Here is a 23,784-nt window from a genome sequence, read left to right on the forward strand (position 1 = left end):
CGCCGGTTTGCGCCCTAGTCGCGGGGCTGGTCGAGGGCCTCGATCGCCTGAGTGATCAGGGATCTTGCGGAGGAACCGTAGACGGCCATGTGGCTGAGTTGCTCGAACGCGCGCACGTACACGGCCACTTCGCTCGGCTGTGTCACGGTCACCTGCGCAGACAGCAGTTCAACCTCGACGCGCGTGTCGTCGAAGATGTTGAACGCCTCCAGCGTCCAGATGGGCCGATCTGGCGCGGCGAGAGGGACGATGCCGAGCGAGACCGCGGGCAGACCGGACACCGCGAGCAGATGACCGAGCTGGGCTGCCATGACCTGGGCGTCTCCGTGCCTGGCGCGGAGAACCGACTCCTCGACGATCGCAGCAAAACGCCGCTCACCACCGTGAAGAACGTGGTTCCTGGCCATCCGGGCCGTGACCGCATCGGCGACGTCGTCTGGAGTGTCCTGAAACCGGGTGATCGCGGTCATGAGCGCTGTTGCGTATCCGGGGGTTTGGAAGAAGCCCGGTATGACGGTGGAGCAGTAGACCTTGAACCACCGGGTCCGCTCGTACAGCGGGATGCGCAACTCCTGCGCTCTCCTCATCCCAGCCCTATGCAGACGCCGCCACTCCACATACATGGAGTCGGCTACCCGGTTAGCCTCGATGAGGTCGGTGGCCTGCTCGTCAGCACCGCACACGCGGCACCAGGTGCGGATGTCGGTATCGGTGAGAGCCTGCTTGCCAGACTCAATCCGCGAGGTCTTGGACTCATGCCACCCCGCCGCCGTCGCATGCGCCCGCCCGGTCAGCCCGGCATCGAGCCGGAGCTCTCGCAGGCGTGTGGCCAGTTCCTCCCTGGCGCGCTGGACGCTAGACGACGGCGACGGTTTCGAGGGCATTGAGGATCGGCAACCGGTCTCAGCGCGGCCTGTACACCTCGTGCGGGATGGCGCGCTCCCACACGGCCTCGAACGCCGAGGCGCACAGTGCGACGGTTGACGGCTCCTCCACGGCCTCGTCATCGATGTAGGTTCCGTCGCCCGCGAAGTACCCGAACCTCACGGCCTGGTCGTCGAAGACCCAAAAGTCGTTCCCCGGCAGACTGATATCCGAAGCGTGTCTGCGCTGAAGCCATCGCACCTGCTCTCCCGCAGCCACGTTCAGCGCCGAGGTGATCTCGTACTCGAACCGGATGAAGTCGGTGACCGGCTCTGACACGATCCGCGCTCTGCGGAACTCCACCCCGCGTGCCATGTGCTCGCGCACCTCTGCGAACCACTCGGGGTAGGCCGGTCTGCTCAGGTCCAGCTTCCCGGCCTTCCACTCCAAGAACACCGGATCCTCGGGGGTGTAGGCGTCCCGCATCTCCAGGTGAACGGCCGAGGAGGCGGTCGACTTGATCAGCCGATTCCAGACCTCATTCGGATCCGTGGTCATCTACCGCCTCCCTGATGATCGCTGCCATGCGAGGAGGGAGCTTGACGACCACCTCCGACTCCCCGAGCGGACTGTGCTTGGCAACCTCGGCCAAAGCGGCGGGGTCGGTGACCGCGTCGCCCTGGAACCAGATGTCGCCTGTGTCCTCGTCCACGAACACCGCCGGGCAGTTGTTGCCCCCGGTGTCGGGGTCGATGCCAACGAACCGTATCCGCATGGTCTCCTCCAGCGAGGGGGACTGCGCTGGCTTGCGCGCGTGTAGCAAGCCTCGCTACTAGTGCGCCACGTGAGCAAGGTACCTGGGCACAAGACTTACCCCGCAGCTTCACGAGGGCGGGGACGCGCCTCGGGGGGTAAGCGTTACGCCCGTCCGTGTGCAGGCACATTGGCCCCTGGGCATCCGGTAGCAGCGTCGCACTGCGCGGAGGATTGCCTGCCCTCAGACCGCGTGAGACCGTTTTTGAACGTCCTCGTTTCCGGTAGGGAAGTCTCACGATGCCTCGACCGTGGGAGGCCGACCCGACGACCGGGTTCAAGCGCAGGCTCGGCAAGTCCGCAGTCGAGTTGGGGGGCACCAATGCAGATCCGACGTGTCCGGATATTTGGGAGCTGGACAACGGTGACGTCGCGGTGATCGGCCGGGACCTCACCGAGCAGCACTCCGAGCGGCTACCGGCCGATGTATCGGTTGGGGAAAACGAACGGCTCGTCGTGCTTCTCCGAAGCATGGTGATCGCCGCCAAGCCTGACATCCCCGATGCTTGATCGCGTTCGAGATCTCCCCGCCGTCGAACTGGACGCCCAGGGATATCTCAATGATTTCTGGCGGTACCACGAACGTACCGAGGGTGCTTTCTGGAAACTGGAGCGGCGTCAGTCCTTCCGTGAGCCCGACGAACCCGGCTGGGTCGCGATGAGCAGCGGCGACTGGGGACGCGCACTCTCCCTAATCGAGGAGCAGCGATCCGCCACTGGGGCAACGCCCGCAACGGTAAGCGGACGGCAGAGCCACCGGCTCCGGATCGTCGAACAGCCGGTCAGCCCCTACCTCCAGTGGGAACTGCACGTGCTTCAGGTGAGAGCCGAAGCGGGCGTCCAAGACATTCGGATCTTGGACGCCGCGGAGGTCAGCCCCCTGGAGGCCGAACATCAGCTACCTGAGCTTGTGTTCCTTGGCAGTGCAGTGATGTACGAGGTCCTCTACGACAGCGACGGCACGCATTCGGGCGGCCGCCGCCACGACGACCCGGAAGTGATCCACGCCTGCCATGGGCAGCTCGTCGAACTGCACGACGCGGGCGAGCGACTGCCGACCTACTTCGAACGGGAGATCGCGCCGCTGCCCGCGCCCGGAGGGCACGCCTGAGGAGCCTGTCGCATAGCGGCCCCCTGGCGCGATCAACTGTCCCCCGGCTCCCCGGACGTGACCGCGGCAGTGGAGGCCGTCGCAGCACTCGATCAGATCAGCCCTCGCGAACGCAGAGCGCTGCTGTGGTTCGAGGCTCGCTGGTCCCACTAGGCGCCGCGCGGCTTCCGGCGCCCGGGCCCGCTTGCCAACGGATACCAGGTCTCCGGGATTGTGCGCATCCGGCCCTGGCCCGCCGCCAACTCCGTTAGATCATGCCTCCGGCGGCGTTGATGGTCTGGCCGGTGATCCAGCGGGCGGCGTCGGAGGCCAGGAACGCGACGACGTCGGCAATGTCGGCGGGTTCGCCCAGGCGGCCCAGCGGCGTGCGGGTCTTGGCGTCGTCGATGACGTGCGGAGGCACGGTGGCGATAACGTCCGTGCGGGTCAGGCCGGGCAGGACGCTGTTGACCGTGACGGATCTGGAGCCCACCTCCCAGGCCAGCGTACGGGCGAGTTGGTCACCGGCGGCCTTGCTGGCGGCCAGCAACGCCATGCCGGGCAGCGGCGACACGGTCAGGGCGGAAGAGATCAAGATGATCCGGCCGTGATCGCTGATGCGCTGCGCGGCCTCGCGCAGGGCGAAGAACGTGGCCCGCACGTTGGTGTGCAGGTACTGGTCGAAGTCCTCGTCCGTGGCGCGGGCCAGCGGCCCAGCGGTCGCCATGGCCGCGTTGTTCACCCACACATCCACCCGGCCGTACTGACTCTCGGCCGCATCGAACAACTCCGTTACCGCCTCGGGGCGGGTGATGTCAGTGCGGACCGCGGTGGCCTGCCCGCCCGCGTCCTTGATCTGGTCCACCGCCTGCGCGGCCGTCTCCTGGTCACGGGAGCCGATGACGACGCGCATTCCCGCCGCGGCGAGCCGGTCGCTGATCGCCCGTCCGATGCCGCGTGATCCGCCGGTGACGACCGCGACCCGATCCTCGATACGCACAACCCCTCCAATTGGTCGATTCTATGGACAGTCCATAGCATCGACTAATTTGGTAGAGGGTGTCAACTGTCCAGGTAGTAACCTGCCTGCCATGGCCACTGCATCCGATGACGAACTCGTCGAGACGCTGATCGGCGCCTTCATGGAGATCGACGGCCTGTTCAGCACGGCGAGCCGTCGCCTGGGACTAACCCCCCAGCAAGCGCAACTGCTGTGCTTCGCACAACATCTGCAGCCGTCCTTCGGCGAGCTGGCAACCCTGCTGCACTGCGACAAGACCAACATCACCGGCCTGGTCGACCGGCTTCAGCGACGCGGCCTGCTCACCCGCCAACCCGACGCCAACGACCGCCGGATGTCCCGCGTCCACCTCACCCCCGAGGGCGAGGCGGTCACCGGCCAGTTCCAGCAGGCCATCAACACCACACTGGCCACCCGCTTCAGCTCCTGGCCCAGCACTCAACGCGACAGCCTCGTCCATCTGCTCCAGTCCGCCACCACAGCACTACGCCTCTGATCTCAGCGGCCCAGCTCCGACCCCAACACGCCACAACCCCCAAGCCGGTCACACCGAACCGCCACCGCACTGCGTAGCCTCACCAGGAAACCGGAACCACGTCCCCGATTTACACCGGACCTCGGACGCCACCGCCGACGGCAATGGTGACGGCGACAACGGCGATCGGGGACTGCCGCTGGCACGCGTCTAACGCCGTCTACCTCGGCAGATGCTAGGCGAGCAGGGGCGTCTGTATTCCTCGATGGCGGGCGGTCCCCTACCGCGCGACGGGCACGGTGGATAGGCGCAGTGCTGTACTGGCGGGCGGCAGCTCGGTTGCGTGGGCTCGATGCCCGCGCAACCGGCACGCGGCCGGACGCATGCGGACGCCCCGCCCGGCAGTGGGTGCCGAGCGGGGGTGTCTTGGAGCGCGGCGCAGTTAGGGCGATGAGGACCGCCGACTACGCCCCGGCCGAGAACGTGGTCCCGCTGTTGCGAACCCTCGTAGGGCCGATGAGGACCGGCCGGCTGGACCCGCCGCTGACGCTGGCGCTGGAGTTGCGAACCCTCGCAGGCGCGATGAGGACCCGTCCTCGCCCGCAAATTGGGGTGACACGACCAGGCGACGTTGCGAACCCTCGTAGAGGCGATGAGGACCTGAGCATGGAGGCCGGGCACATCCACCTCGACCGGTTGCGAACCCTCGTAGGGGCGATGAGGACCCATGCCCGGAGGCCCTTCGTGTCCTTTCTCGTCCTCCCGTTGCGAACCCTTGTAGGGGCGATGAGGACACGGGCCGGGTCACCTCCGTGGACCTGCATCCCACCCAGTTGCGAACCCTTGTAGGGGCGATGAGGACGTCCTGGGACTGGATTAGGAGGGGTCGTGCCGCGCGTTGCGAACCCCTTGTAGGGGCGATGAGGACCCCAGGGTAGAGCTGCAGGTGCGTTGGTGGAAGAGGCATCCGCTGGAAGCGGTTTCTTCAGCGATCCGCCGGTAGTGCTGTCGAGCCCGGCGTGTCGCTGAAAGCTCTTGATCACCTTTGTCTCGGATGCTCGGTTTGGCGATGAGGCTACAAGGTGCCGGTGCAGGATGGGCTGCGGTTCGGCGGACCTTCGATGGTTGACGGGTTGATGAAGCACCAGGTCTCCAATCTGGTGCTTCTTGCTTCTGCGGCATGGGGGTTCGCCGAGCGAGGCCGAAGGTCGGGCTTGGCGCGGTGATCGACGCCGTCCTGGCGCGAACAGCCGGCAGCCTGCTACGCCCCTCCGAAACGGCGGGCTGATCATCACCCGGTTCAGCGCGGCTTGAGCGGAGAGAGGGCTTCGACGGTGCTGGCCAGGGCGCGGATGTGGTCGTTCTCGGTTTCTGTGCGCCAGACGAGCGCGTAGACGAGGGGCGCCATGTCGGGAAGCCGCAGGAACCGGATGTCACGCATCGCCCAGTAGCGGGTGACGTGAGCGGGGAAGGCGTGGATGATCTCGCCCGTGCCCACGAGGTGCAGGATCTCGTCGGTGTGGGCGACGGACTGGACGCGGGGGATCGTCTGGCCGCGCGGGGTGTGGAAGGGGAGGTATCCGTCCTCCCACGCCTCGGGCTTGCCGGACACGCGAATGTGGGCGAAGTCGGCGAGCGCCTCGGTGGAGACCGACTGGAGCCCGGCGAGGTCGTGGGAGGCGGAGACGGCGAGCACGCGGGAGTCGGTGAACAGGACCGGGCCGACGGTGAGGTCGGGTTCCTCGACCGGCAGCCAAGTGATGAGGACGTCGATGTCGCCGGCGCGGAGCGTGCCGAAGGGGTCGGCGAACGACGTGTGCCGCAGGACGAGCTCGTACTGCGGGTGACTTGCCCGGAAGGCCTCCCAGACGTGGTGCAGGTCCGGACCGTTGAACGGCATCATGCCGACCGTCAGGCGCTCCGTGATACCTCGCGCCGATCGCCGGGCCCGCTCCAGACCGTCCAGCAGGCTGGCATAGGCGGGCAGGAGGTCGTCCCTGAGCGAGGCGCCCAGCGCGGTGAGCCGGACCCGACGGCGGTTGGACCGGTCGAACAGAGTGCCGCCGAGCCGACGCTCCTGCTGCGCGATGGCCTGGCTGACCCGGGCCTGGGAGAGGTGGAGGCGGTCCGCGGTGCGGCCGAAGTGCAACTCTTCGGCGAGGGTCAGGAAGATCTCGATATCCCGGAAGTCCACTCCGTCCCCCCAACATAAGTACGAGTGATCGGATCATGCGCTGACCCGGCGTTGATGATCGTACGTCCCTGCCCGAGGGTTGGACCACGACGCAGACAGGGGTAAACGACCTGGCCGCGGCGGCGTGGCGGCTGGAGCCGCACACGCGAAACGATCATTCGCTAATGGGAGTCATGCCATGAAGGCACACGTCAGCTCGATCCTTCTGGGCGTCCGCGACATGGACCGGGCCAAGCGCTTCTACACCGAGGGACTCGGCTGGGAGGTTCAGAGCGACTTCGGCGTCTCGGTGTTCTTCGCCTCGGACGGCGCCTCGCCCGTCGGCTTCTACAGCCGCGAAGGACTGGCCGCGATGGTGGGCACCGAAGCGGAGGGCAGCGGCTTCAGCGGGCTGGTCCTGACCTACGTCGTCCGGAGCGAGACCCGGGTCGACGAGATCATGGCGGAGGCCGAGAAGGCCGGCGCCTCGGTCCTCAAGCCCGCCGACGCCCTGCCGTGGGGTGGCTACGGTGGCGCCTTCGCCGACCTGGACGGCTACATCTGGAGCGTCGGCTACAGCGGTCACAGCACCGACCAGCCCTACGCGGAGTAGTCGCGGTCGTCGCCTCGGGGCGTCCGATCCACGCCGGCCGCGCATCACGCAGTCAGCGTGAGGACATGCTCTGCACCGTGCCATGGTGCAGAGCATGTCCTCACGCTCTCTACTCGACGATTCGTTTGACTTTGCGGCGATCGATCTCCAGCTCACGGGCTATAGCTCGTTGGCTATCACCGGCCGCGTACCGCGTCCGCACCATCTGCTCTAGGACGGGTGCGCCCGATGGCGCAGGTGGTACGTCGAGTTCGGGAGGCGGTGTGGCCCGGGTGACACGGTCAAGTACGGGTCAACGCCTCTCGCCACACTGCGCAGCTCCCGGCCAACGAGGAGTCCGAAGAAACAGAGGCGAGAACACCATGGCTGCTGGCTGGCGCCGCACTCGCCACAGCGGCTGTCCTCGTTTCAGTGCTGCGCCGACTCGCTGGCCGAAGGCCGCAGGCCCCCACAGATACGCATCGCGTGCTTCTAGACAGCGAATGGCTCTGTCCGCGTCGAGTGGCCAATCCACTGCCGCGACCAACTGGCAGGCTGGCCACGTGGATGACCGTGCCACCCTCGTAGGGGCGCTGAGGACCACGGCTCGGCCCCGGGGGGACGAGCGGGTCGCTGCGGGTTGCGGACCCTCGTTGGGGCGATGAGGACTCGCGCAGGTGGCGCCGGACCTGGCGGGCGCCGTGTTGCGAACCCTCGTAGGGGCGATGAGGACCCGCAACGGACCGAAGGCCCCGAGCGTGCAGACGTAGTTGCGAACCCTCGTAGGGGCGATGAGGACTCGGCGATGTGGGGCCTGCTGACCCGCATGGGGTTGTTGCGAACCCTCGTAGGGGCGATGAGGACCCCAGAGTAAAGCTGCAGGTGCGTTGGTGGAAGGGGGGCCTTCCGGAAGCGGGTTCTTCAGCGATCCGTTGGTCGTGCGGTCGAGCCCGGTGTGTCGCTGAAATCCGGCTGGTCAACTGGAGTCGGGCGCTCGGGTGGGTGATGAGGCGACAAGACGCCGATGCGTGAGGGCCGTGCTTCCGAAGACCTCGTCGTGCGGCGGGTGGTCTGCCGCTCCTCCCTCGATTCGGGTGGACGGGTGGGTTACTCCTCGCCGGAGAAGCGTTCCCAGGCGGACTGGCGGGAAATTCCGAGGCTTTCGCCGATCCTGGCCCAGGTGACTCGGCGTCGGCGCAGTTCTTGGACCCACGCGCGCAGGTCGGCCTCGGCCTGGTCGATGTGCGCGGCGACGCGCGGAATGTGGCTCAGCATCTCCTCGTCCGTCAGCGACTCCCAGACCGGCACACGCGGTTTCGCCGGGCTGCCGGGGCTGGCTTCGATGATCGAGGCGGCCAGGGCGACGCACTCGTTGCAGATGTGGACTCCAGCACCGGCGACCAACTTGTCGACCTCGGTGTCCGGCTTGCCGCAGAAGGAGCACCGGGCGAGTTCAGTCACGGTGTCAGGCGATGTCGCGGCCACGGCCACAGCACGCTCCTAAGTTGTCAGGATGGCCCTGACGACCCTAGGCCTGTCAGGGCCATCCTGACAACTGGCCAATGATTTGCGACTGCTGAGACACGCTCCTGAGCGGAGGTCAGCGGGCCTGACTCACACCAGGCGACTCGAAGAGCCACCGGATTGGCAGGGCGATGAGGGCCTGCGAGATTGCGCTTCGTGCGCTGGCCGAACTGCCCCACAGCGCTGGTTCGCCCTCCGATCAGCGCGCCTGATCGGCGAGGAGAGAGTCCGCCGCTAGCATCCGGATAGATCCACTCACCAGGGCGTTCATCGACACTCAAGCCCGCCACGGACCTGCCCAGATCGGGGTGGCCGTCGGTGATCTGGTTGACAGTGTTGAGCACGGCGGACAGGGCGCCGGTGGGGACGTGGCAGCAGGACGATGCGCCTCGCGCCTCGTGCCGTGCTGAGTGCGATGCTCGCGTGCACACGAGAAGATTTCCGGATTCACACCAAAGGGTTCCTCGCGGCGGACCGGAGTACCCGTGAGACCAACCAGAAGGGACCCTTGCCTTGCCAGTTCTACCGATGCTGAATGACGCACTGCTCGTCGCGGCGTCCCACGACGAGCCATGTCTTGAAGGCCGATTCATCCATCCCTGAGGGTGCAGGCGGGGTGAATGGCCTGCGACGGCATGGACTGCGCCGTCCATTCCTGCGGATGGACGCGATCGAGGTCGACGGGCCTGCACGGGGCCATCGGCGCAGGTCGGGGCAGCGACGTCCAGGAGGCGACAGAAATATCTTGAGCACACTGTGAAGTGGCTCCACCGACCAAGAATGAGGACTTGTCGATGACCGAGCAAGAACTGGTTCAGCGCATATCTTCACACGTCATGCATGAGATCGAGGCACAGCAAGAGCTGGACAATGACTTTCATTGCTACATTCTGCACGTGGATACTTTCAGGGAATCCTTGAAGCAATACTTCCACGCGACGTGGGGTGTTGCGGCTATGGACTCGCAAATCATGGACTCGCCAGAGCGCGTGACCGCCTCGTTGTCACCCGGGCGGCCTCGGTCGACCGGGTGAGACCGGCCATCGCGACCAAGCGCCTCTGACAAGGGGAAACAGCCGCCCAGTGCAGGACGCAGTCCACGGGCGCCAGCGGGTCGGGACTCCTACCTTCGAGTCGGCACCGGGGCACGCTCCGCGACATCAGGACGGGCCATGGAGAGTCTTGACGAGGCATTGGCCAGACCCACTGCCTGCCGTGGGCAGGTGTGCGGACATGGACATCGAAACGGCGCTCGAGAAGCTCATCGAACACGCCCAGGACGAACTACATGTGCGGCGTCACCGTGATCAGGAGAAGGCCAACCAGGCCAAGCACGGCCACAACGAGGCCGAGTTGCTGAAGTCGGCGCGCGACCTGGACCGCTACGCGCAAGAGGTCCTACGGCTCCACGAGGCCCAACTGCCACGCGATTGAGGTACTCACCCGCGCGCGATCGCCGCAGACTCATGACAGAGCACCGTGCGGAGTTTCGTCCGCCATGCCGATGGTTCACGTCAATGCTTCGCGCGCTGGACGAGCCACCTGCACAGCGCCGGTCCACCGTCCGCTTGGTCGGTCAGGGAGAGTCGGCCGCTTGCGTCGGACGTTGAGGCGCTCCTGGCGCCTAGTCAGCAACCGGGAAGGACGCCACGAGTAGGTCGGTGAGGTGCTGCTGGGCGGCTTCGTTGCCGGTCAGTTGGACTAGGCCGGAGTGGACGGCGTCCTGGACGGACATCTGGTGGTCGTGCATCGCGCGGAGAGTGTCCAGGTCCGTGGCGAGGACGGCGTCGGGGGTTCCGGTCGCCGGTCGGCGGTCGACCTGGACGGCGTCGTCGGCGACCTCGGCGACGTAGGTGTCCGCGCCGATTCGGAGCTCGTAGACACCGCGCAGCTCGGCCGCTCGTGCCGGGTCGAAGCTCGCCTTGATGCCCAGCAGAAGGGAGTCGATGCCGAGGACGCCCTCAGGCGGGGACGACGCGTCGTTGCCCCAGCGGCCGAGCGCGAGCAGGACGGGCTCCAGGCCGCGTCCCCACTCGGTGAGCTCGTAGAGGTGGACCCGGGCCGGTGGCCCGAGGTCGTAGCGCTGGACGACGCCGTGCTCGGCCAGGTCGCGCAGCCGTTGGCTCAGCACGTTGGGGCTCACGCCGGGCAGGCCGCTGAGCAGGTCGCCGAAGCGCTTGGGGCCGAGCAGGAGGTCTCGCACGACCAGCAGCGCCCATCGTTCACCGACGACGTCCAGTCCGCGGGCCACACCACACAGATCGCCATAGCTACGGCTCATGCCGCCATCATAGGATGGTGATCCTAATTTAGGACTAGAGCTTGTTTTTTAGGAGTACCGATCCTACGTTGGGTCGTCATGAGCCTCCTCGGCACCGAAACCACGGACCTGCCCCAGGGCGACCTGCGGCTGCTGGACACCCCCACGGCACAGCACCTGCTCACCACCGCCCCCGTGGCGCGCCTGGCCTACACCGGCAAGGACGGAACGCCACGGCTGATCCCGGTCAACTTCCTCTGGACCGGGGACGAACTGGTCGTCCCCGCGTTCGCCGGCACCTACAAGGTCCGTGACCTGCGCACACATCCGGACGTCGCCGTCTGCATCGACACCGTCGGGCCCCCTCCGCAGGTGCTCATGCTTCGCGGACAGGTCACCCTGGACGAGGTCGAGGGCGTCCTCTCGGAGTACGCGACGACGCAGCGCACGATGATGGGCGAGGAGGCCGGAGCGGCCTACATCGAAGCGATCGACCAGCCCGGACTGCGCATGGTGCGCATCGCCCTGCGACCGGCCTGGGTCGGCGTGCTCGACTTCCAGGAGCGGTTCGCCGAACGGACGCCGGCCCCGGTCCTGGCCGCCTTCGGAGTGCCGTCCGGCGACGCCGCCAAGACCCGTTGAAGCAGACGACACGTCCCGAAAGAGCCGAAATGGGAAAGATCGTGGTGACGGCGTTCGTCACCCTCGACGGCGTGGTTCAGGCGCCCGGCCTCCAGGACGAGGACCGTGACGGCGGGTTCGAGTTCGGCGGCTGGACGCAGCCGTACGCGGACCCGGCGGTCGACCAGCAGACCACTGAGTCGGTGTTGAGCGCGGACGCCCTCCTGCTCGGCCGAAGGACCTATCAACTCTTCTGCAGCTACTGGCCTGAAGCCGATCCGGCAGATCCTCGAACGGCCAGACTGAACGACCAGCCCAAGTACGTCGTGTCACGGACGCTGCGGACGGCATCGTGGACGAACTCGACGGTGCTCAACGGAGAGGACATCGCCGGGCAGATCGTCCGCCTGAAAGACCGGTACGACCAGATCAGCGTCTGGGGCAGCACCGGCCTGATCCCCGTCCTGCTGCGCGAAGACCTGATCGACGAGTTCGTGGTGATGACCTTCCCCATCGTGGTCGGCGGCGGAAAGAGGCTGTTCAGCGGCGGCACCCCGCTCGGGCTGCGGTTGGCCCACACGGCGGCCTCGGACTCCGGCGTGATCATCTCCACCTATCACCGGGCGAGTCCCTTCCCGCTCGGCGGACGGAACGCCTCGTAGCCGCGCGGGCTCTACTGCCAGGTCGCGGTGTCGGGGTCGATGTCGTGGGCGCGGGCGTCGGCGTCGATGATCTGACGGAACCAGGTGGCCAGACCGGGACGAATGCCGTCGTAGTGGGCGGCGAAAGCCGGGTCGGCTTCGAACCTGCGGCCGAGGCAGACCTGCATCTGCCTGGTGAGAGGGAAGTTCGAGGCGAAGACCTCCCGATGCCGCTCGACGAGTCGGTTCGCCTCCGGGCTGCCGGGTGTGACGCCGGCGTCCATCGCGTCCCCGAGGGCACGCTCGAAGTCGGCGATGGCGTCGGCGATGGCCTGCCACTCGTCCGGACCGCGCGAGGCCGAGCGTTCGGCGAACTGCAGCCATTGGTCCGTGTCTCCATAGAGCTCACGGGCTTGGACGGGCCAGTCCGGGTTCCACTCCGGGCCGAAGATCGCGGCCTGCTGCTCGACGGTCAGCAGCAGGCCGCGTTCGTGGGCGTCGATCATCCGCCCCAGTCCGGCGCTGAGCTGCTGGAGGCGGTCGATCCGTTCGGCGATCTGGGTGCGCTGCGCCCGCAAGGCAGCGGGCACGTCCGCGGTCGAGTCGTCCAGGATGGCCCGGATCCTGTCAAGGCCGAGACCGAGTTCGCGGTAGATGACGATGCGGTGGAGTCGCTCCAGGTCACCGGCGGTGTAGAGCCGGTATCCGGCGGCCGTACGCAGGGACGGCCGCGCCAGGTCGATCTCATCCCAGTGGTGCAGCGCGCGGACGGTCACGCCCACGCGCGTCGAGACCTGGCCGACGGTCAGGCCATGGGCGTCAGGCATGTTCCCCATTGTCGCCGTGCCCTGGTGCGGTGATCCCGATGGCCTCAAGGTTCCGTGCCTCCTCACCGGCCGGATCGAGGACCTTCGCCGCGGTGAAGACGATCCGCGCGTTCTCGGGGGTGATCACCTCCACGTCGCGGGTGTTCCAGGGGGTGTCCCGCGGACCTTCGACCGAGTCCGGACGCAGCGCACGGCACGCCTCGACAACGGAATCGACCTCGCTGAGCACGCACGAGAAGCTGGCGCTCATCGCCGGTGCCTGCTCCGGGACGCTCTCGGACGAGACGAGCAGGACGTCCTGGAACGCCCAACGGCGCAGATGCACGAGCGTGCCGGGGATGCCGAACAACTCGAAGAACCCGAGCCCGCGCGTCCAGAAGTCCACCGACGCCGCCAGATCGGTGGTCGGGATCGCCACGAACGCGGGCATTCCGTAAATGCCGTGGAACGGCTCCGGCGGAACCGCGTCCGGGCCGGGAGTGGGGACAGGGCTGATCTCGAACGCGTTGTAGTAGTCGCTCATGCACGCCACCCTCCAGCCTCACGCAACGTGAGGGTCAAGCCCGGCCGCACACCTCGCCCCACCCCATGCGACCACCAGCGCTTCTCGTGCCCAGCGAAGAACTCGGGTCGGGATGAGTAGGCGTACTCATGCCCTGGCGCCACCTGGAGTTTTAGGTTCGATCACGTTGGCCCGACCCGAACGCAGGAGCATCGATGAGCGACATCGCGTTCCAGCCCCGGCCCGCCCCGTCCCGTGGGCACCGCGCCGCCACCGCGCTCGCGACGGCGGGCTCGGCCTGTCATGCCGCCTTGCTCGGGCTCTTCGCCCCTGTCCTCTTCTTCGTCGGCAACTTCGTGGATGAGCCGACCCCCGAGCGGCTGCACCTGGCACGCCTGTTCGACGTCGCCGCCCTGACCTGTGGCGTGGCGGCGGTGCTGCTGGCGGGAATCGCGATCGCGGTCGGCTTGCGGACCCGTCTCGGCTACCCGGCCGCGTTGATCAGCGAAATCGTCCTCGGCGCGTCCGGACTCGCAGCGATGACGCTCGGCCCGTGGGGCGTGGCTTTGGGGTCGATGTCGGCGTTCGTCTCCTTCGTCGTCTGCGTCCCCCTCTTCGTCTCACTCAGGCACGACCACTGACCACCAGACCGGGTGGACCATCGCCTCTGATCACCGCGTACCACTGAGTCGGCGACGTGGGCGTCCACCGGCCTGAGGGGCGGGCGGCCGGTGGACGGTCTCCGGGTCAGGAGGCGGTTTTGTTGAGGGCGTCGGCGAGGTCCTTGGGTGTCGACAGCATCGGCCAGTGGCCCGTGGACAGTTCGAAGCGTCGCCACGGGGGCTGGTTCAGGTAGGCCAGCATCGGGATTCCGGCGTTCAGCAGGCCCGTGAAGTCGTGGCAGGTGATCAGGACGCGGTCCACACCGTCGGCGAGCTCGACCGGGCCGGTCAGGGGCTGGGTGTAGGTGGCGAACGGGTGAGGGGTGGCGCGTTCGCGCAGGTCGTCCAGCTGGTGCTCGTCGAGTCCGTCGAGGCTGGCGCCCAGGGCGTCGTAGGGCGGCAGGTGCATCTGCCAGCCGTCACCGGACGCGTCGACCCGCCCGCGCAGTTCGTCCGCAGCCTGCGGCGGCATGACGTCCAGCATGCACATGCCTTCGGCGTACGGGGCGCCGTCCACGTAGACCACGCGCTCCAGCCGGTCACCGAGACGTCCGGCCGCGCCCGTCACAGGGGCGGCCGAGTAGCTGTGGGCGACCAGCGTGACGTCGCGCAGATCGTTGCTTTCGACGTATTCGGTGATGTCCGCGATGTGCGTGTCCAGGTTCGTCTGCGGTCCGCCCTCGCCGGCGCGCTCGGCCAGGCCCGTCAGCGTGATCGGCAGCACGGTGTGGCCCTGGTCGCGCAGCGCGCGGGCGGTGTCTTCCCAGGCCCACGCCCCGATCCAGGCGCCGGGGACGAGTACGAAGGTGGCCATGTCATCTCCCAGAAGTGAGGTGGTTCGGGGAGCGTAGGATCAATACAGGACAGAATCCGCCCTGAGATGGCGAGTGATCCATGTCACATCCCCTCACCCGTGTGCTGACCCTGCTGGAACTCCTCCAGTCGAACGCCCGGCTCACCGGGGCCGAGCTGGCGGGCCGCCTGGACACCGACGTCCGCACGGTGCGCCGGTACATCGCCCACCTGCGGGATCTGGGCATCCCCGTGGAGGCCGAGCGCGGCCGTCACGGCGGCTACCGCCTGGCCCGCGGGTACCGGATGCCGCCTCTGGTCCTCACCAACGACGAGGCCCTCGCCGTCGTCCTCGGCCTGCTCGCGGCGGAACGCCTGGGCATGGGCACGGCCGCGCCGGCCAATGCGGGCGCCCTGGTCAAGATCGAGCGGGTGCTCCCGAACGCCCTGCGCGAACCGCTCGCCGCCATGCGGGAGACCCTCTCGTTCACCGCCCACGCCGTGAGCGGTGAAGCGCCCGAGACCAGCGTCCTGCTGGCCCTGGCCCAGGCGTCCCGCGCGCGCACGACCGTCGGCATCAGTCACCGCTCCGGACGCCAGGAACACACCGAACGCGACATCGACCCCTACGGCGTGGTCTTCCACAGGGGCCGCTGGTACGTCAGCGGCCACGACCATCTCCGCGACGACCTGCGAACCTTCCGCGTCGACCGCATCACGTCCCTCGTTCCCCGGGACCACCGCTTCACCGCACCGGACGACTTCGACCCCGTCGTCCACCTGACCTCGACCTTGGCCGAGGGCCCGTATCGCTGGCAGGTCGAGGTGATGATCCACGGCCCGCTCGACGCGATCGCCCGCCGACTGCCCAACTCGGGGGTGACCCTCACTCCGCGGCCCGACGGTGTCCTCATGCGCGTCCAGGAGGAACGGCTGGACGGCATGGCGCACATGCTCGCCTCCCTGGAATGGCCCTTCACCATCCATCAGCCCGACGAACTGCGAGGAGCCCTCAAGAACCTGGCCGACCGGCTCGCCGCAACCGCCCTCGCCACACCCGACCGCTAGCTGCAGACCGCGTACCCGCACGCCCGTCCGTTAGCGGCCGCCCTCGCCACGCCCGTCCGTTAGCTGCGGACGGCGTACTCGCCCAGCCCGTTCTCCACGAGCCCGAAGACCTCCTGTGCTAGCGCGACCATGGCCGGGTAGATGTCGTCGACGTCCTCGCCCTCGCTCCGGCGCCGGTGGATCTCGTCGTAGAGGGAGATGCGGGCCGCGGCGATCTGCATGGCCGCGCATCGCGCGACCACCTCGTCCGTGCTTCCCGGCTCCCCGCCCGCCTCGGCGACGAGCTCGTCCGCGAGCAGGCTCGTGCCCCTGGCGCTCCAGGCGTGCGTCCGGGTCAGCAGCGCCGGTGTCGCCTGGATCAGTTCGCGGACATGCAGGGTCATCGGATCGGGGTTCATCCCGATCGACGCGTCGCGAGCCGCCAGCCGACCAAGGAACTCCCTGTGGACGGCCGACACGGCGGACTCCCCCGACGGCCGTTCGCGCACCGCGCGGGCCAGGTCGTCGGTGTGCTCCTCCATGGGCTTGAAGACCAGGTCCTCCTTGTTCCCGAAGTAGTTGAAGACCGTCATCTTCGAGACGTCCGCGGCCTCGGCGATCTCGGCCACCGACACCTTGTCGAAGCCCCGCTCGACGAAGAGCCCGATCGCGGTCCGCCAGATCCTCAGCGCGGTTTCCCGCTTCTTGCGCTCACGCAGTCCCATGGCTTCGGTCATGGCTCGACTGTACCAGGATCAAAATTAGTCCTGGATGAAAGATTGACTCGGTACATGTTTGTCTGCCACAGTTGGGCCATGCCTTCCTCCCCCATGACTCCGCTGCAGCGGAAGATCGCCTTCATCGCCTGCCTGGCGACCGTGATCCTCGCCGTCCTGGACATGCAGATCGTCTCGGCGGCGACCGTGCCGATCGTCCGCGATCTCGACCCCGTCCACGGAATGGACCGCATCCCCTGGCTGATCAGCGCGTACAGCCTGGCGGCCACCGCCGTCCTGCCGCTGTACGGCAAGCTCTGCGACGTCATCGGCGCCAAGCTCGTCTTCCTCGGCTCCGTGGGCCTCTTCCTCGCCGGCTCCGGACTCTGCGGCGCCGCCCAGAGCATGGACCAGCTCATCGCCTTCCGGGCGGTCCAGGGCATCGGCGGCGGCGGCCTGATGAGCGTCACCCTGGTCGTCATGGCCCACCTCAAGGCCGCCTCCGGGGAGGAGAAGGGCTCGAAGGGCGGCAACATCGGCGGCCTGATCGCCGGCGTCGGCATGGCACTGGGCCCGGTCATCGGCGGCACCCTCGCCGACCACGCCGACTGGCGCTGGATCTTCTACATCAACCTGCCGCTCGGCGTCGCCATCATCGCCGCCGCCGTCTGGAGCATGCGCCTGCCCCGCCAGACCGTCGCCCGCCGGATCGACTTCCTGGGCGCCGCCCTCGTGGCCGCCTTCGCGAGCACGCTGCTGCTGGTGACCCAGTGGGGCGGCACCGAGTACGCCTGGTCCTCGGCCACGATCCTCGGGCTGATCGGCGCCGCGGTCCTGCTCCTCGCGCTCTTCATCTGGCGACAGGCGACCGCGCCGGAGCCGATCCTGCCGCTGTCGCTCTTCCGGCACCCGGCGCTGCGCAGCGCCTTCGCCCTCCAGACCCTGCTCGGCATCGCCCTGACCGGCTCGATCGTCTACATCCTCATGTACCTGCAGATCGCCCGCGGCGTCGCCGCGACCCAGGCGAGCCTGTTCCTGATCCCCATGGCGATCGGCATGGCCGTCATCAGCCTCGTCTCCGGACGGCTGACCCACCGCGGCTGGACCACCCGGTCCTTCGTGGTGTCGGGCACGGCGACCGTGACCCTCGCCCTGGCCCTGCTGGGGATGAGCGGCACCGGCACCAGCATGCTGCTCATCTGCGGCGAGATGCTGCTGCTCGGCATCGGCCTCGGGCAGCTCCTCGGCCAGCTCATCCAGCTCGCCCAGGAGACCGCCCCGCAGCACCAGCTCGGGGTGGCCACCACCGCCACCCGGTTCTTCCAGACCTTCGGCGGCGCGCTGGGCACGGCGATCTTCGGCACGGTGCTGGCCCGGGTGTACGAGACGCAGGTGCCCGGCTCGACGACGAGCGCGATCGCCCACCTCCAGGGCGCGGCGCACACGGCGGCGATCAGCGGCTTCGTCACGGCGACCCACTGGGTCTTCCTCTGCGCGGCCGGCGCGATGGCGCTCGCCCTGCTCCTGTCCCTCCTGCTGCCGAAGAAGACCGGCTCGGCAGAGCCGGAGCCGGAGCCGCAGCAGCAGCACGCCGACATGGTCCCGGCCGGCAGCTAGGCCGCATGTGGGAGGAGAACACGAGCCACTGATCGCCACGACCGCGCGGAGCAACGCTCCCCCGGTCGTGGCGATCAGTGGCTTGTGTGGAGGACCTGGAGGCTTGTTCGGGCGTCCTCCCTTCCGTCATGATTCCGGGCATCATCGCGGAAGGGGCTGACGTGCGGGGTCTCAGGTCGGCTGGGGTCGGGGTGGCCGCGGCTCTGCTCGCGGCGGGATGCGGAGGCTCCGGAGGCAGGGAGCCGGTCGCCGCGACGACGCCTCCGAAGGTGCACTCGACGGCTCGTCCCACGTGCCTGATCGGCGACTCGGGCGGCTCAGCCGTGTGGGCCGGGGACACGCAGGTGGTGCTGCTCGGCTCCGGCGCCAAGGGCGTCGTCCTCGCGCCGCAGACCGACGGGAACGCCTGCAGCTGGACGGACGAGATGCACCGGCTCGCCAAGGCCGGATACCGGGTGGCGGCCGTCAGCTACGAGGACGATCGGTCGAAGTCGCTCCCGGCGGCGGTGCGGGTCCTGGCCTCGCAGGGGGCCACGAAGATCGTGCTGATGGGGGCGTCCGCCGGGGGCGGGCTCGTCGTCGACCAGGCGGGGGCGATCAGCCCGGCGCCCGCGGGCGTGATCGCGGTCAGCCCCGTCGAGGTGTGGCCGCAGCGGCCGGGGCCGGAAGGGTTCCGCGGCCCGATGCTGCTGCTGGAGTCCAAGTCCGACAACGACGCGCCGGTGAGTACCGTCAAGGCGCTGGTCGGGAGGCATCCGGGCGGGGCGGAGAGCCTGTTCTTCGCCGGAAACGACCACGGGTATTCGCTGGTGATGCTCCAGGACAAGGCGCATCCCGCGATCGACGCCTTCCTCAAGAAGGCGTTGGGGTGACGATGCGTCTCTATCTGTCGTCCTTCCGGACGGGTGATCGTCCGGACCTGCTGCTCGGGTTGTGCGGCGGGCATCGGGAGGTCGCCGTCATCGCGAACGCGATCGATGCCGCGCCCGAGGAGACCCGGCGGGAAGGCGTCCGGCGGGAGATCTCGGCGTTGGACGACCTCGGACTGAAGGGCACTGAGATCGATCTTCGTGAGTTCGCCGGACGCCCCGGGGAGCTCGCGGACGAACTGGGACGCTTCCCCGTCGTGTGGGTGCGGGGCGGGAACGTGTTCCCGCTGCGGTACGCGATGGCGCGCAGCGGGGCCGACGTCCTGCTGACGAAGCTCGTCCAGGACGACGCGATCGTCTACGCCGGGTACAGCGCCGGGGCCTGCGTGCTCGCGCCCAGCCTGCGCGGGCTGGAGGCGTGCGACGATCCGGACGCCGCGCCCGAGGCCATCTGGGACGGCCTCGGCATCCTCGGCTTCGCGTTCGTCCCGCACGTGGACACCCCCGGACATCCCGAGTCCGAGGTCCTCACGCGGGTCGCCGCCGACTACCGCGCGAACGGTGTGCCGCACCGGGCGCTGCGCGACGGCCAGGTGCTGGTCATCGACGGCACATCGGAGACCGTCACCGGCACATCAGGGACAGCGGACGGTTAGTCCGTCTGCGGCGATGGTCGCGTTCGCCTGCCCAGTGTCGGTCAGGACGACGTAGAACACCCTGGTCGGGAAGGCGTAGGAGGCAGGGCGGCGGCGATGGACCGAGCCGGACTCCCGAGTCCCCACCATGGAAATCCGTGTGAGTCAGATCACGTGAAGGGGTGGTCGGCGGGTTCGGCGCGACATACGTTCGTGGAGCCGCACGTCCCGGAGGGAGTGACTCCGCATGCCACGAATCCGTGTCGAGGTCGACGGTGAGACGTTCGAGGACGACGTCGAACCGCGGGTCCTGCTGGTCCACTATCTGCGTGAACGGCTGGGGAAGGTCGGAACCCCGGTCGGCTGCGACACCACCAACTGCGGCGCGTGCACGGTCCTGCTGGACGGGCTGAGCGTCAAGAGCTGCTCGGTCCTGGCCGTCCAGGCGGACGGGCGCTCGGTCACGACCGTCGAGGGGCTGAGCCTGGACGGCACCGGCGACCACCCGCTCCAGCAGGCGTTCCACCGGACGCACGCGCTCCAGTGCGGGTACTGCACCCCCGGAATGATCATGGCTTCGCTCGACCTCCTGCGGGACAACCCCGACCCGTCCGAGCAGGAGGTCCGGAACGGCCTGGAGGGCAACCTCTGCCGCTGCACGGGCTACCAGAACATCGTGCGGGCCGTCCGGAGCGCGGCCACCGAGATGCGCGGACGCGAGGTGACATCGTGACCGAGATCGGACGGGCAAGGCTCCGGACCGAGGACACGCGCCTGGTCACCGGCCGGACGCGCTGGACCGACAACCTCACCCCCGCCGGGACGCTGCACGTCGCGTACCTGCGCAGCCCGCACGCGCACGCCCGGATCGACAACGTCGACGTCGAGGCCGCCAAGGACAGGCCGAACGTCGTGGCCGTCCTGTCGGGAAAGGACTTCGCCGAGGAGCAGGGCGCGCTGCCGTGCGCGTGGCAGGTCACCGAGGACATGAAGCTCCCCGCGCATCCCCCGATGGCGGTCGACGAGGTCCGCTACGCGGGCGAGCCCGTCGCGTGCGTGGTGGCACGCGACCGGTACTCGGCCGTGGACGCACTCGAAGACATCGACGTCGACTACACCCCCCTCCCCCCGGTGGTCGACATGGAACGGGCCGTCCAGGACGGCGCGGACCTCGTCCACTCCGACATGGGCACGAACGCGTCCTACACGTGGGTGTTCGAGCAGGGCGACCTGGACGCCGCGATGCGGGACGCGCCCGTCCTGCTGGAGCGGCGGTTCGTGCAGCAGAGGCTGATCCCGACGGCGATGGAGCCGCGCGCCGTGCTCTGCGAGCCGGACGGCTCAGGCCCCAACATGGACTTCACGCTCTACTCGGCCACGCAGATCCCGCACATCCTGCGGCTGATGCTGGCGGTCGTCACCGAGATCCCCGAGCACCGGATCCGGGTCATCGCGCCGGACGTCGGCGGCGGGTTCGGCTCGAAGCTCCAGGTGTACGGCGAGGAGGTGCTCGCGCTGCTGCTCGCGCGGCGGCTCGGCCGTCCGGTGAAGTGGACGGAGTCGCGCAGCGAGGGCAACATGGCCGTCCACCACGGACGCGACCAGATCCAGAAGGTGACGCTCGCCGCCGACCGTGACGGGCTGGTCAAGGGCCTCAAGGTCGAGCTGCTCGCGGACATGGGCGCGTACCTGATGCTGGTCACGCCCGGCGTCCCGCTGCTCGGCGCGTTCATGTTCCCCGGCATCTACAAGATGGACGCGTACTCGTTCACCTGCACGGGCGTGTTCACCAACAAGACGCCGACGGACGCCTACCGCGGCGCGGGACGTCCCGAGGCGACGTTCGCGATCGAGCGCCTCATGGACGATCTGGCCGACGAGCTCGGCGTCGACCCGCTCGAGGTGCGCCGCCGCAACTGGATCCGGCACGAGGAGTTCCCGTACGAGTCGATCGCGGGGCTGACGTACGACACGGGCAACTACGAGGCCGCGACCGAGAAGGCCCTCGCGCTGTTCGAGTACGACAAGCTGCGCGCCGAGCAGAGCGACCGGCGCGACCGGCGGGATCCGGTGCAGCTCGGCATCGGCGTCTCGACGTACACCGAGATGTGCGGGCTCGCGCCGTCCCGGGTGCTCGGCTCGCTGTCGTACGGCGCCGGCGGCTGGGAGCACGCGTCGGTGCGGGTCCTGCCGTCCGGGAAGGTCGAGGTCGTGACCGGGTCGTCCGCGCACGGGCAGGGGCACGAGACGGCCTGGGCGCAGATCGCGTCGGACCGGCTCGGCGTCCCGTTCGAGGACGTGAAGGTGCTGCACGGTGACACCGCGGTGTCGCCGAAGGGCATGGACACCTACGGGTCGCGGTCGCTCGCGGTCGGCGGTGTCGCGCTGTTCCGGGCCTGCGACAAGGTCGTGGAGAAGGCGCGGGCCATCGCGGCGCACCTGCTGGAGGCGTCCGAGGACGACCTGGAGTTCGGCGGCGGCCGGTTCAGCGTCCGGGGCGTCGAGGCCGCGGGCCTGACGATCCAGGAGATCACGCAGGCCGCGTTCGCCGCGCACGACCTCCCGGATGGCGTCGAACCATCGCTCGACTCCGACGTCACGCACGACCCGGAGAACTTCTCGTTCCCGCACGGCACCCACCTGTGCGCCGTCGAGGTCGACACCGAGACCGGCTTCACGAGGATCCGCAAGTACGTGGCCGTGGACGACGTCGGGACGGTCGTGAACCCGATGATCGTGGAGGGGCAGGTGCACGGCGGGCTCGCCCAGGGCATCGCGCAGGCCCTCTACGAGGAGGCCGTGTACGACGCGGACGGCAACCTCACGACGACCACGATGGCCGACTACCTGCTGCCCTCGGCGGCCGACCTGCCGTCCTTCACGACCGACCGCACCGAGACCCCCGCGGCCGGGAACCCGCTCGGCGTGAAGGGCGTGGGCGAGGCGGGCACGATCGCCTCGACCCCCGCCGTGGTGAACGCGATCGTGGACGCGCTGCGCCCGTTCGGCGTCCGCGACGTCCCGATGCCCTGCACGCCCGAACGCGTCTGGACGGCGCTGCGCGAGGGAGGCGCCCTGTGATCCCCCCGACCTTCGAGTACCTGCGTCCGGAGTCGCTGGACGAGGCCGTCCGGATGCTGCCCGACGCGGGCGAGGACGCCAAGGTCCTCGCCGGCGGGCAGTCGCTCATGCCGCTGCTGCGCCTGCGCCTCGCCTACCCCGACGCCCTCGTCGACCTCGACCGGGTCGCGGCGCTGCGCGAGATCCGCGACGACGGCGACGCGATCGTCATCGGCGCGACCGCGACGCACCACCAGGTCGTGCACGATCCGCTCGTCCGGGAGCACGCGCCGCTGGTCGCCGCCGCGACCGCGACCGTCGCGGACCCGGCCGTCCGGCATCGCGGCACGTTCGGCGGCTCGCTCGCGCATGCCGATCCGGCGGGTGACCTGCCCGCCGTGGCGCTCGCGCTGGACGCGGTGATGCTCGCACGCTCGGCGTCGGGCGGCGAGCGCGAGATCCCCGCGCGCGAGTTCTTCGTGGACTGGATGACCACCGCGCTGGAACCGGACGAGCTGCTCACCGGCGTCCGCGTCCCGAAGCCGGGGCCGGGCTGGGGCTTCCACTACGAGAAGTTCCACCGGACGGCGCAGGCGTGGGCGATCGTCGGGGTCGCGTGCGGGGTCCGGCGCGTCCAGGGCGCGGTGGAGGACGTCCGGATCGGTCTCACCAACATGGGCTCGGTGCCGGTCCGCGCGTCCGCCGTCGAGGAGCGGCTCGGCGGGGGCACGCTGTCGGACGGCGCGCTGCGGGAGGCGTCCGAGCACGCCGCCGACGGCTGCGAACCGCCCGCTGACCTGCACGGATCCGCCGACTACCGGAGACACCTGGCGCGCGTCCTCACCCGGCGCGCGCTGAGCGCCGCGACCACCCGCTGATCCGCGCGCCGTCACCGGACCGGGCGCACGGCCGGGTCCCCCACCCTCACCGGCCGTGCGCTCCACCGCGCGCACCGCACGTCCTCGTCTGGCGGGGACCGACCG

The 23,784-nt window shown here is 68.8% G+C and carries 27 protein-coding genes; 16 read left to right on the plus strand and 11 right to left on the minus strand.

The genetic code is table 11. From position 1 onward, the window contains the following. Positions 1–14: 14 nt before the first annotated feature. The 3 genes from AB0L06_RS04650 to AB0L06_RS04660 are packed head-to-tail and all read right to left on the minus strand — an operon-like array spanning position 15 to position 1,639. Entirely contained in the window at positions 15–884 is an 870-nt protein-coding gene (locus AB0L06_RS04650) for a helix-turn-helix domain-containing protein (protein ID WP_500229546.1), read from the minus strand. A gap of 19 nt (positions 885–903) precedes the next feature. Further along, positions 904–1,422, minus strand: coding sequence for a DUF6879 family protein (locus AB0L06_RS04655; RefSeq protein ID WP_500229547.1), 519 nt, complete (start codon positions 1,420–1,422; stop codon positions 904–906). Then, entirely contained in the window at positions 1,403–1,639 is a 237-nt protein-coding gene (locus tag AB0L06_RS04660; protein WP_500229548.1) for a hypothetical protein, read from the minus strand. The genes AB0L06_RS04655 and AB0L06_RS04660 overlap by 20 nt, the downstream gene beginning before the upstream one ends. Before the next feature lie 278 nt (positions 1,640–1,917). On the opposite strand from AB0L06_RS04660, the gene AB0L06_RS04665 reads away from it, so the two are divergent. After that, on the plus strand, positions 1,918–2,187 hold the full coding sequence (locus AB0L06_RS04665; protein ID WP_500229549.1) for a hypothetical protein: 270 nt from the start codon (positions 1,918–1,920) through the stop codon (positions 2,185–2,187). Then, positions 2,180–2,788, plus strand: coding sequence for a DUF6879 family protein (locus AB0L06_RS04670; RefSeq protein WP_500229550.1), 609 nt, complete (start codon positions 2,180–2,182; stop codon positions 2,786–2,788). Before AB0L06_RS04665 ends, AB0L06_RS04670 begins: the two co-directional genes overlap by 8 nt. Positions 2,789–3,035: 247 nt before the next feature. Here AB0L06_RS04670 and AB0L06_RS04675 read toward each other — a convergent pair whose 3' ends face one another. Next, positions 3,036–3,767, minus strand: a complete 732-nt coding sequence (locus AB0L06_RS04675) for an SDR family NAD(P)-dependent oxidoreductase (protein WP_500229551.1) — start codon at positions 3,765–3,767, stop codon at positions 3,036–3,038. Positions 3,768–3,858: 91 nt separating this feature from the next. On the opposite strand from AB0L06_RS04675, the gene AB0L06_RS04680 reads away from it, so the two are divergent. Next, a complete protein-coding gene (locus tag AB0L06_RS04680) occupies positions 3,859–4,284 on the plus strand; it encodes a MarR family winged helix-turn-helix transcriptional regulator (protein ID WP_500229552.1) in 426 nt (141 codons plus the stop codon). Positions 4,285–5,563: 1,279 nt separating this feature from the next. On the opposite strand, the gene AB0L06_RS04685 is transcribed toward AB0L06_RS04680, so the two are convergent. After that, positions 5,564–6,457, minus strand: coding sequence for a LysR family transcriptional regulator (locus AB0L06_RS04685; RefSeq protein WP_500229553.1), 894 nt, complete (start codon positions 6,455–6,457; stop codon positions 5,564–5,566). A gap of 178 nt (positions 6,458–6,635) precedes the next feature. On the opposite strand from AB0L06_RS04685, the gene AB0L06_RS04690 reads away from it, so the two are divergent. Beyond that, positions 6,636–7,049: a VOC family protein gene (locus AB0L06_RS04690; RefSeq protein ID WP_500229554.1), complete on the plus strand. Its 414-nt coding sequence runs from the start codon at positions 6,636–6,638 to the stop codon at positions 7,047–7,049. A gap of 1,086 nt (positions 7,050–8,135) precedes the next feature. On the opposite strand, the gene AB0L06_RS04695 is transcribed toward AB0L06_RS04690, so the two are convergent. Further along, positions 8,136–8,489, minus strand: a complete 354-nt coding sequence (locus tag AB0L06_RS04695; RefSeq protein WP_500229555.1) for a ClpX C4-type zinc finger protein — start codon at positions 8,487–8,489, stop codon at positions 8,136–8,138. An 857-nt stretch (positions 8,490–9,346) separates the two neighbouring features. Here AB0L06_RS04695 and AB0L06_RS04700 point away from each other — a divergent pair. Next, positions 9,347–9,586, plus strand: a complete 240-nt coding sequence (locus AB0L06_RS04700; protein ID WP_500229556.1) for a hypothetical protein — start codon at positions 9,347–9,349, stop codon at positions 9,584–9,586. A 199-nt stretch (positions 9,587–9,785) separates the two neighbouring features. Then, entirely contained in the window at positions 9,786–9,986 is a 201-nt protein-coding gene (locus AB0L06_RS04705; RefSeq protein ID WP_500229557.1) for a hypothetical protein, read from the plus strand. 190 nt (positions 9,987–10,176) lie between these two features. Here AB0L06_RS04705 and AB0L06_RS04710 read toward each other — a convergent pair whose 3' ends face one another. Then, positions 10,177–10,833 carry a winged helix-turn-helix transcriptional regulator gene (locus AB0L06_RS04710; protein ID WP_500229558.1) on the minus strand — a complete coding sequence of 219 codons (657 nt, stop codon included), beginning with the start codon at positions 10,831–10,833 and terminating at the stop codon, positions 10,177–10,179. A 78-nt stretch (positions 10,834–10,911) separates the two neighbouring features. On the opposite strand from AB0L06_RS04710, the gene AB0L06_RS04715 reads away from it, so the two are divergent. Continuing rightward, positions 10,912–11,454, plus strand: coding sequence for a pyridoxamine 5'-phosphate oxidase family protein (locus AB0L06_RS04715; RefSeq protein WP_500229559.1), 543 nt, complete (start codon positions 10,912–10,914; stop codon positions 11,452–11,454). A 29-nt stretch (positions 11,455–11,483) separates the two neighbouring features. Then, complete coding sequence (locus tag AB0L06_RS04720; RefSeq protein ID WP_500229560.1) at positions 11,484–12,095, plus strand: dihydrofolate reductase family protein; 612 nt, start codon at positions 11,484–11,486, stop codon at positions 12,093–12,095. 11 nt (positions 12,096–12,106) lie between these two features. Here the strand turns inward: AB0L06_RS04720 and AB0L06_RS04725 are convergent, their stop codons facing one another. Both AB0L06_RS04725 and AB0L06_RS04730 read right to left on the minus strand, forming a co-directional pair. Continuing rightward, entirely contained in the window at positions 12,107–12,901 is a 795-nt protein-coding gene (locus tag AB0L06_RS04725) for a MerR family transcriptional regulator (protein WP_500229561.1), read from the minus strand. Further along, a complete protein-coding gene (locus AB0L06_RS04730) occupies positions 12,894–13,424 on the minus strand; it encodes a VOC family protein (RefSeq protein WP_500229562.1) in 531 nt (176 codons plus the stop codon). Before AB0L06_RS04730 ends, AB0L06_RS04725 begins: the two co-directional genes overlap by 8 nt. A gap of 194 nt (positions 13,425–13,618) precedes the next feature. Between AB0L06_RS04730 and AB0L06_RS04735 the strand changes: the two genes are divergently transcribed. Then, positions 13,619–14,044 (plus strand): hypothetical protein, encoded by a 426-nt coding sequence (locus AB0L06_RS04735; protein WP_500229563.1) that lies wholly within the window; start codon positions 13,619–13,621, stop codon positions 14,042–14,044. Between the two features lie 106 nt (positions 14,045–14,150). Here AB0L06_RS04735 and AB0L06_RS04740 read toward each other — a convergent pair whose 3' ends face one another. After that, positions 14,151–14,879 (minus strand): alpha/beta fold hydrolase, encoded by a 729-nt coding sequence (locus AB0L06_RS04740; protein WP_500229564.1) that lies wholly within the window; start codon positions 14,877–14,879, stop codon positions 14,151–14,153. Positions 14,880–14,959: 80 nt separating this feature from the next. Here AB0L06_RS04740 and AB0L06_RS04745 point away from each other — a divergent pair, with 80 nt between their 5' ends. Further along, positions 14,960–15,925 (plus strand): helix-turn-helix transcriptional regulator, encoded by a 966-nt coding sequence (locus AB0L06_RS04745; RefSeq protein ID WP_500229565.1) that lies wholly within the window; start codon positions 14,960–14,962, stop codon positions 15,923–15,925. Between the two features lie 59 nt (positions 15,926–15,984). Here AB0L06_RS04745 and AB0L06_RS04750 read toward each other — a convergent pair whose 3' ends face one another. Continuing rightward, positions 15,985–16,641 carry a TetR/AcrR family transcriptional regulator gene (locus AB0L06_RS04750; protein ID WP_500229566.1) on the minus strand — a complete coding sequence of 219 codons (657 nt, stop codon included), beginning with the start codon at positions 16,639–16,641 and terminating at the stop codon, positions 15,985–15,987. A 78-nt stretch (positions 16,642–16,719) separates the two neighbouring features. On the opposite strand from AB0L06_RS04750, the gene AB0L06_RS04755 reads away from it, so the two are divergent. The 6 genes from AB0L06_RS04755 to AB0L06_RS04780 all read left to right on the plus strand — a co-directional run bounded on the left by AB0L06_RS04755 (position 16,720) and on the right by AB0L06_RS04780 (position 23,679). Further along, on the plus strand, positions 16,720–18,237 hold the full coding sequence (locus tag AB0L06_RS04755; RefSeq protein WP_500229567.1) for an MFS transporter: 1,518 nt from the start codon (positions 16,720–16,722) through the stop codon (positions 18,235–18,237). Positions 18,238–18,398: 161 nt separating this feature from the next. Next, positions 18,399–19,109, plus strand: a complete 711-nt coding sequence (locus AB0L06_RS04760; protein WP_500229568.1) for an alpha/beta hydrolase — start codon at positions 18,399–18,401, stop codon at positions 19,107–19,109. Between the two features lie 2 nt (positions 19,110–19,111). Beyond that, the gene (locus tag AB0L06_RS04765; protein ID WP_500229869.1) at positions 19,112–19,762 is read left to right on the plus strand and encodes a Type 1 glutamine amidotransferase-like domain-containing protein; all 651 of its coding nucleotides are present in this window, start codon (positions 19,112–19,114) and stop codon (positions 19,760–19,762) included. Between the two features lie 226 nt (positions 19,763–19,988). Beyond that, positions 19,989–20,474: a (2Fe-2S)-binding protein gene (locus AB0L06_RS04770; protein ID WP_500229569.1), complete on the plus strand. Its 486-nt coding sequence runs from the start codon at positions 19,989–19,991 to the stop codon at positions 20,472–20,474. Beyond that, positions 20,471–22,822 carry a xanthine dehydrogenase family protein molybdopterin-binding subunit gene (locus tag AB0L06_RS04775; protein WP_500229570.1) on the plus strand — a complete coding sequence of 784 codons (2,352 nt, stop codon included), beginning with the start codon at positions 20,471–20,473 and terminating at the stop codon, positions 22,820–22,822. The genes AB0L06_RS04770 and AB0L06_RS04775 overlap by 4 nt, the downstream gene beginning before the upstream one ends. Continuing rightward, entirely contained in the window at positions 22,819–23,679 is an 861-nt protein-coding gene (locus tag AB0L06_RS04780; protein ID WP_500229571.1) for an FAD binding domain-containing protein, read from the plus strand. The genes AB0L06_RS04775 and AB0L06_RS04780 overlap by 4 nt, the downstream gene beginning before the upstream one ends. The last annotated feature ends 105 nt before the right edge of the window (positions 23,680–23,784 follow it).

It is taken from the genome of Spirillospora sp. NPDC052269 (assembly GCF_040679435.1).
Classification (GTDB): Bacteria; Actinomycetota; Actinomycetes; order Streptosporangiales; family Streptosporangiaceae; genus Spirillospora.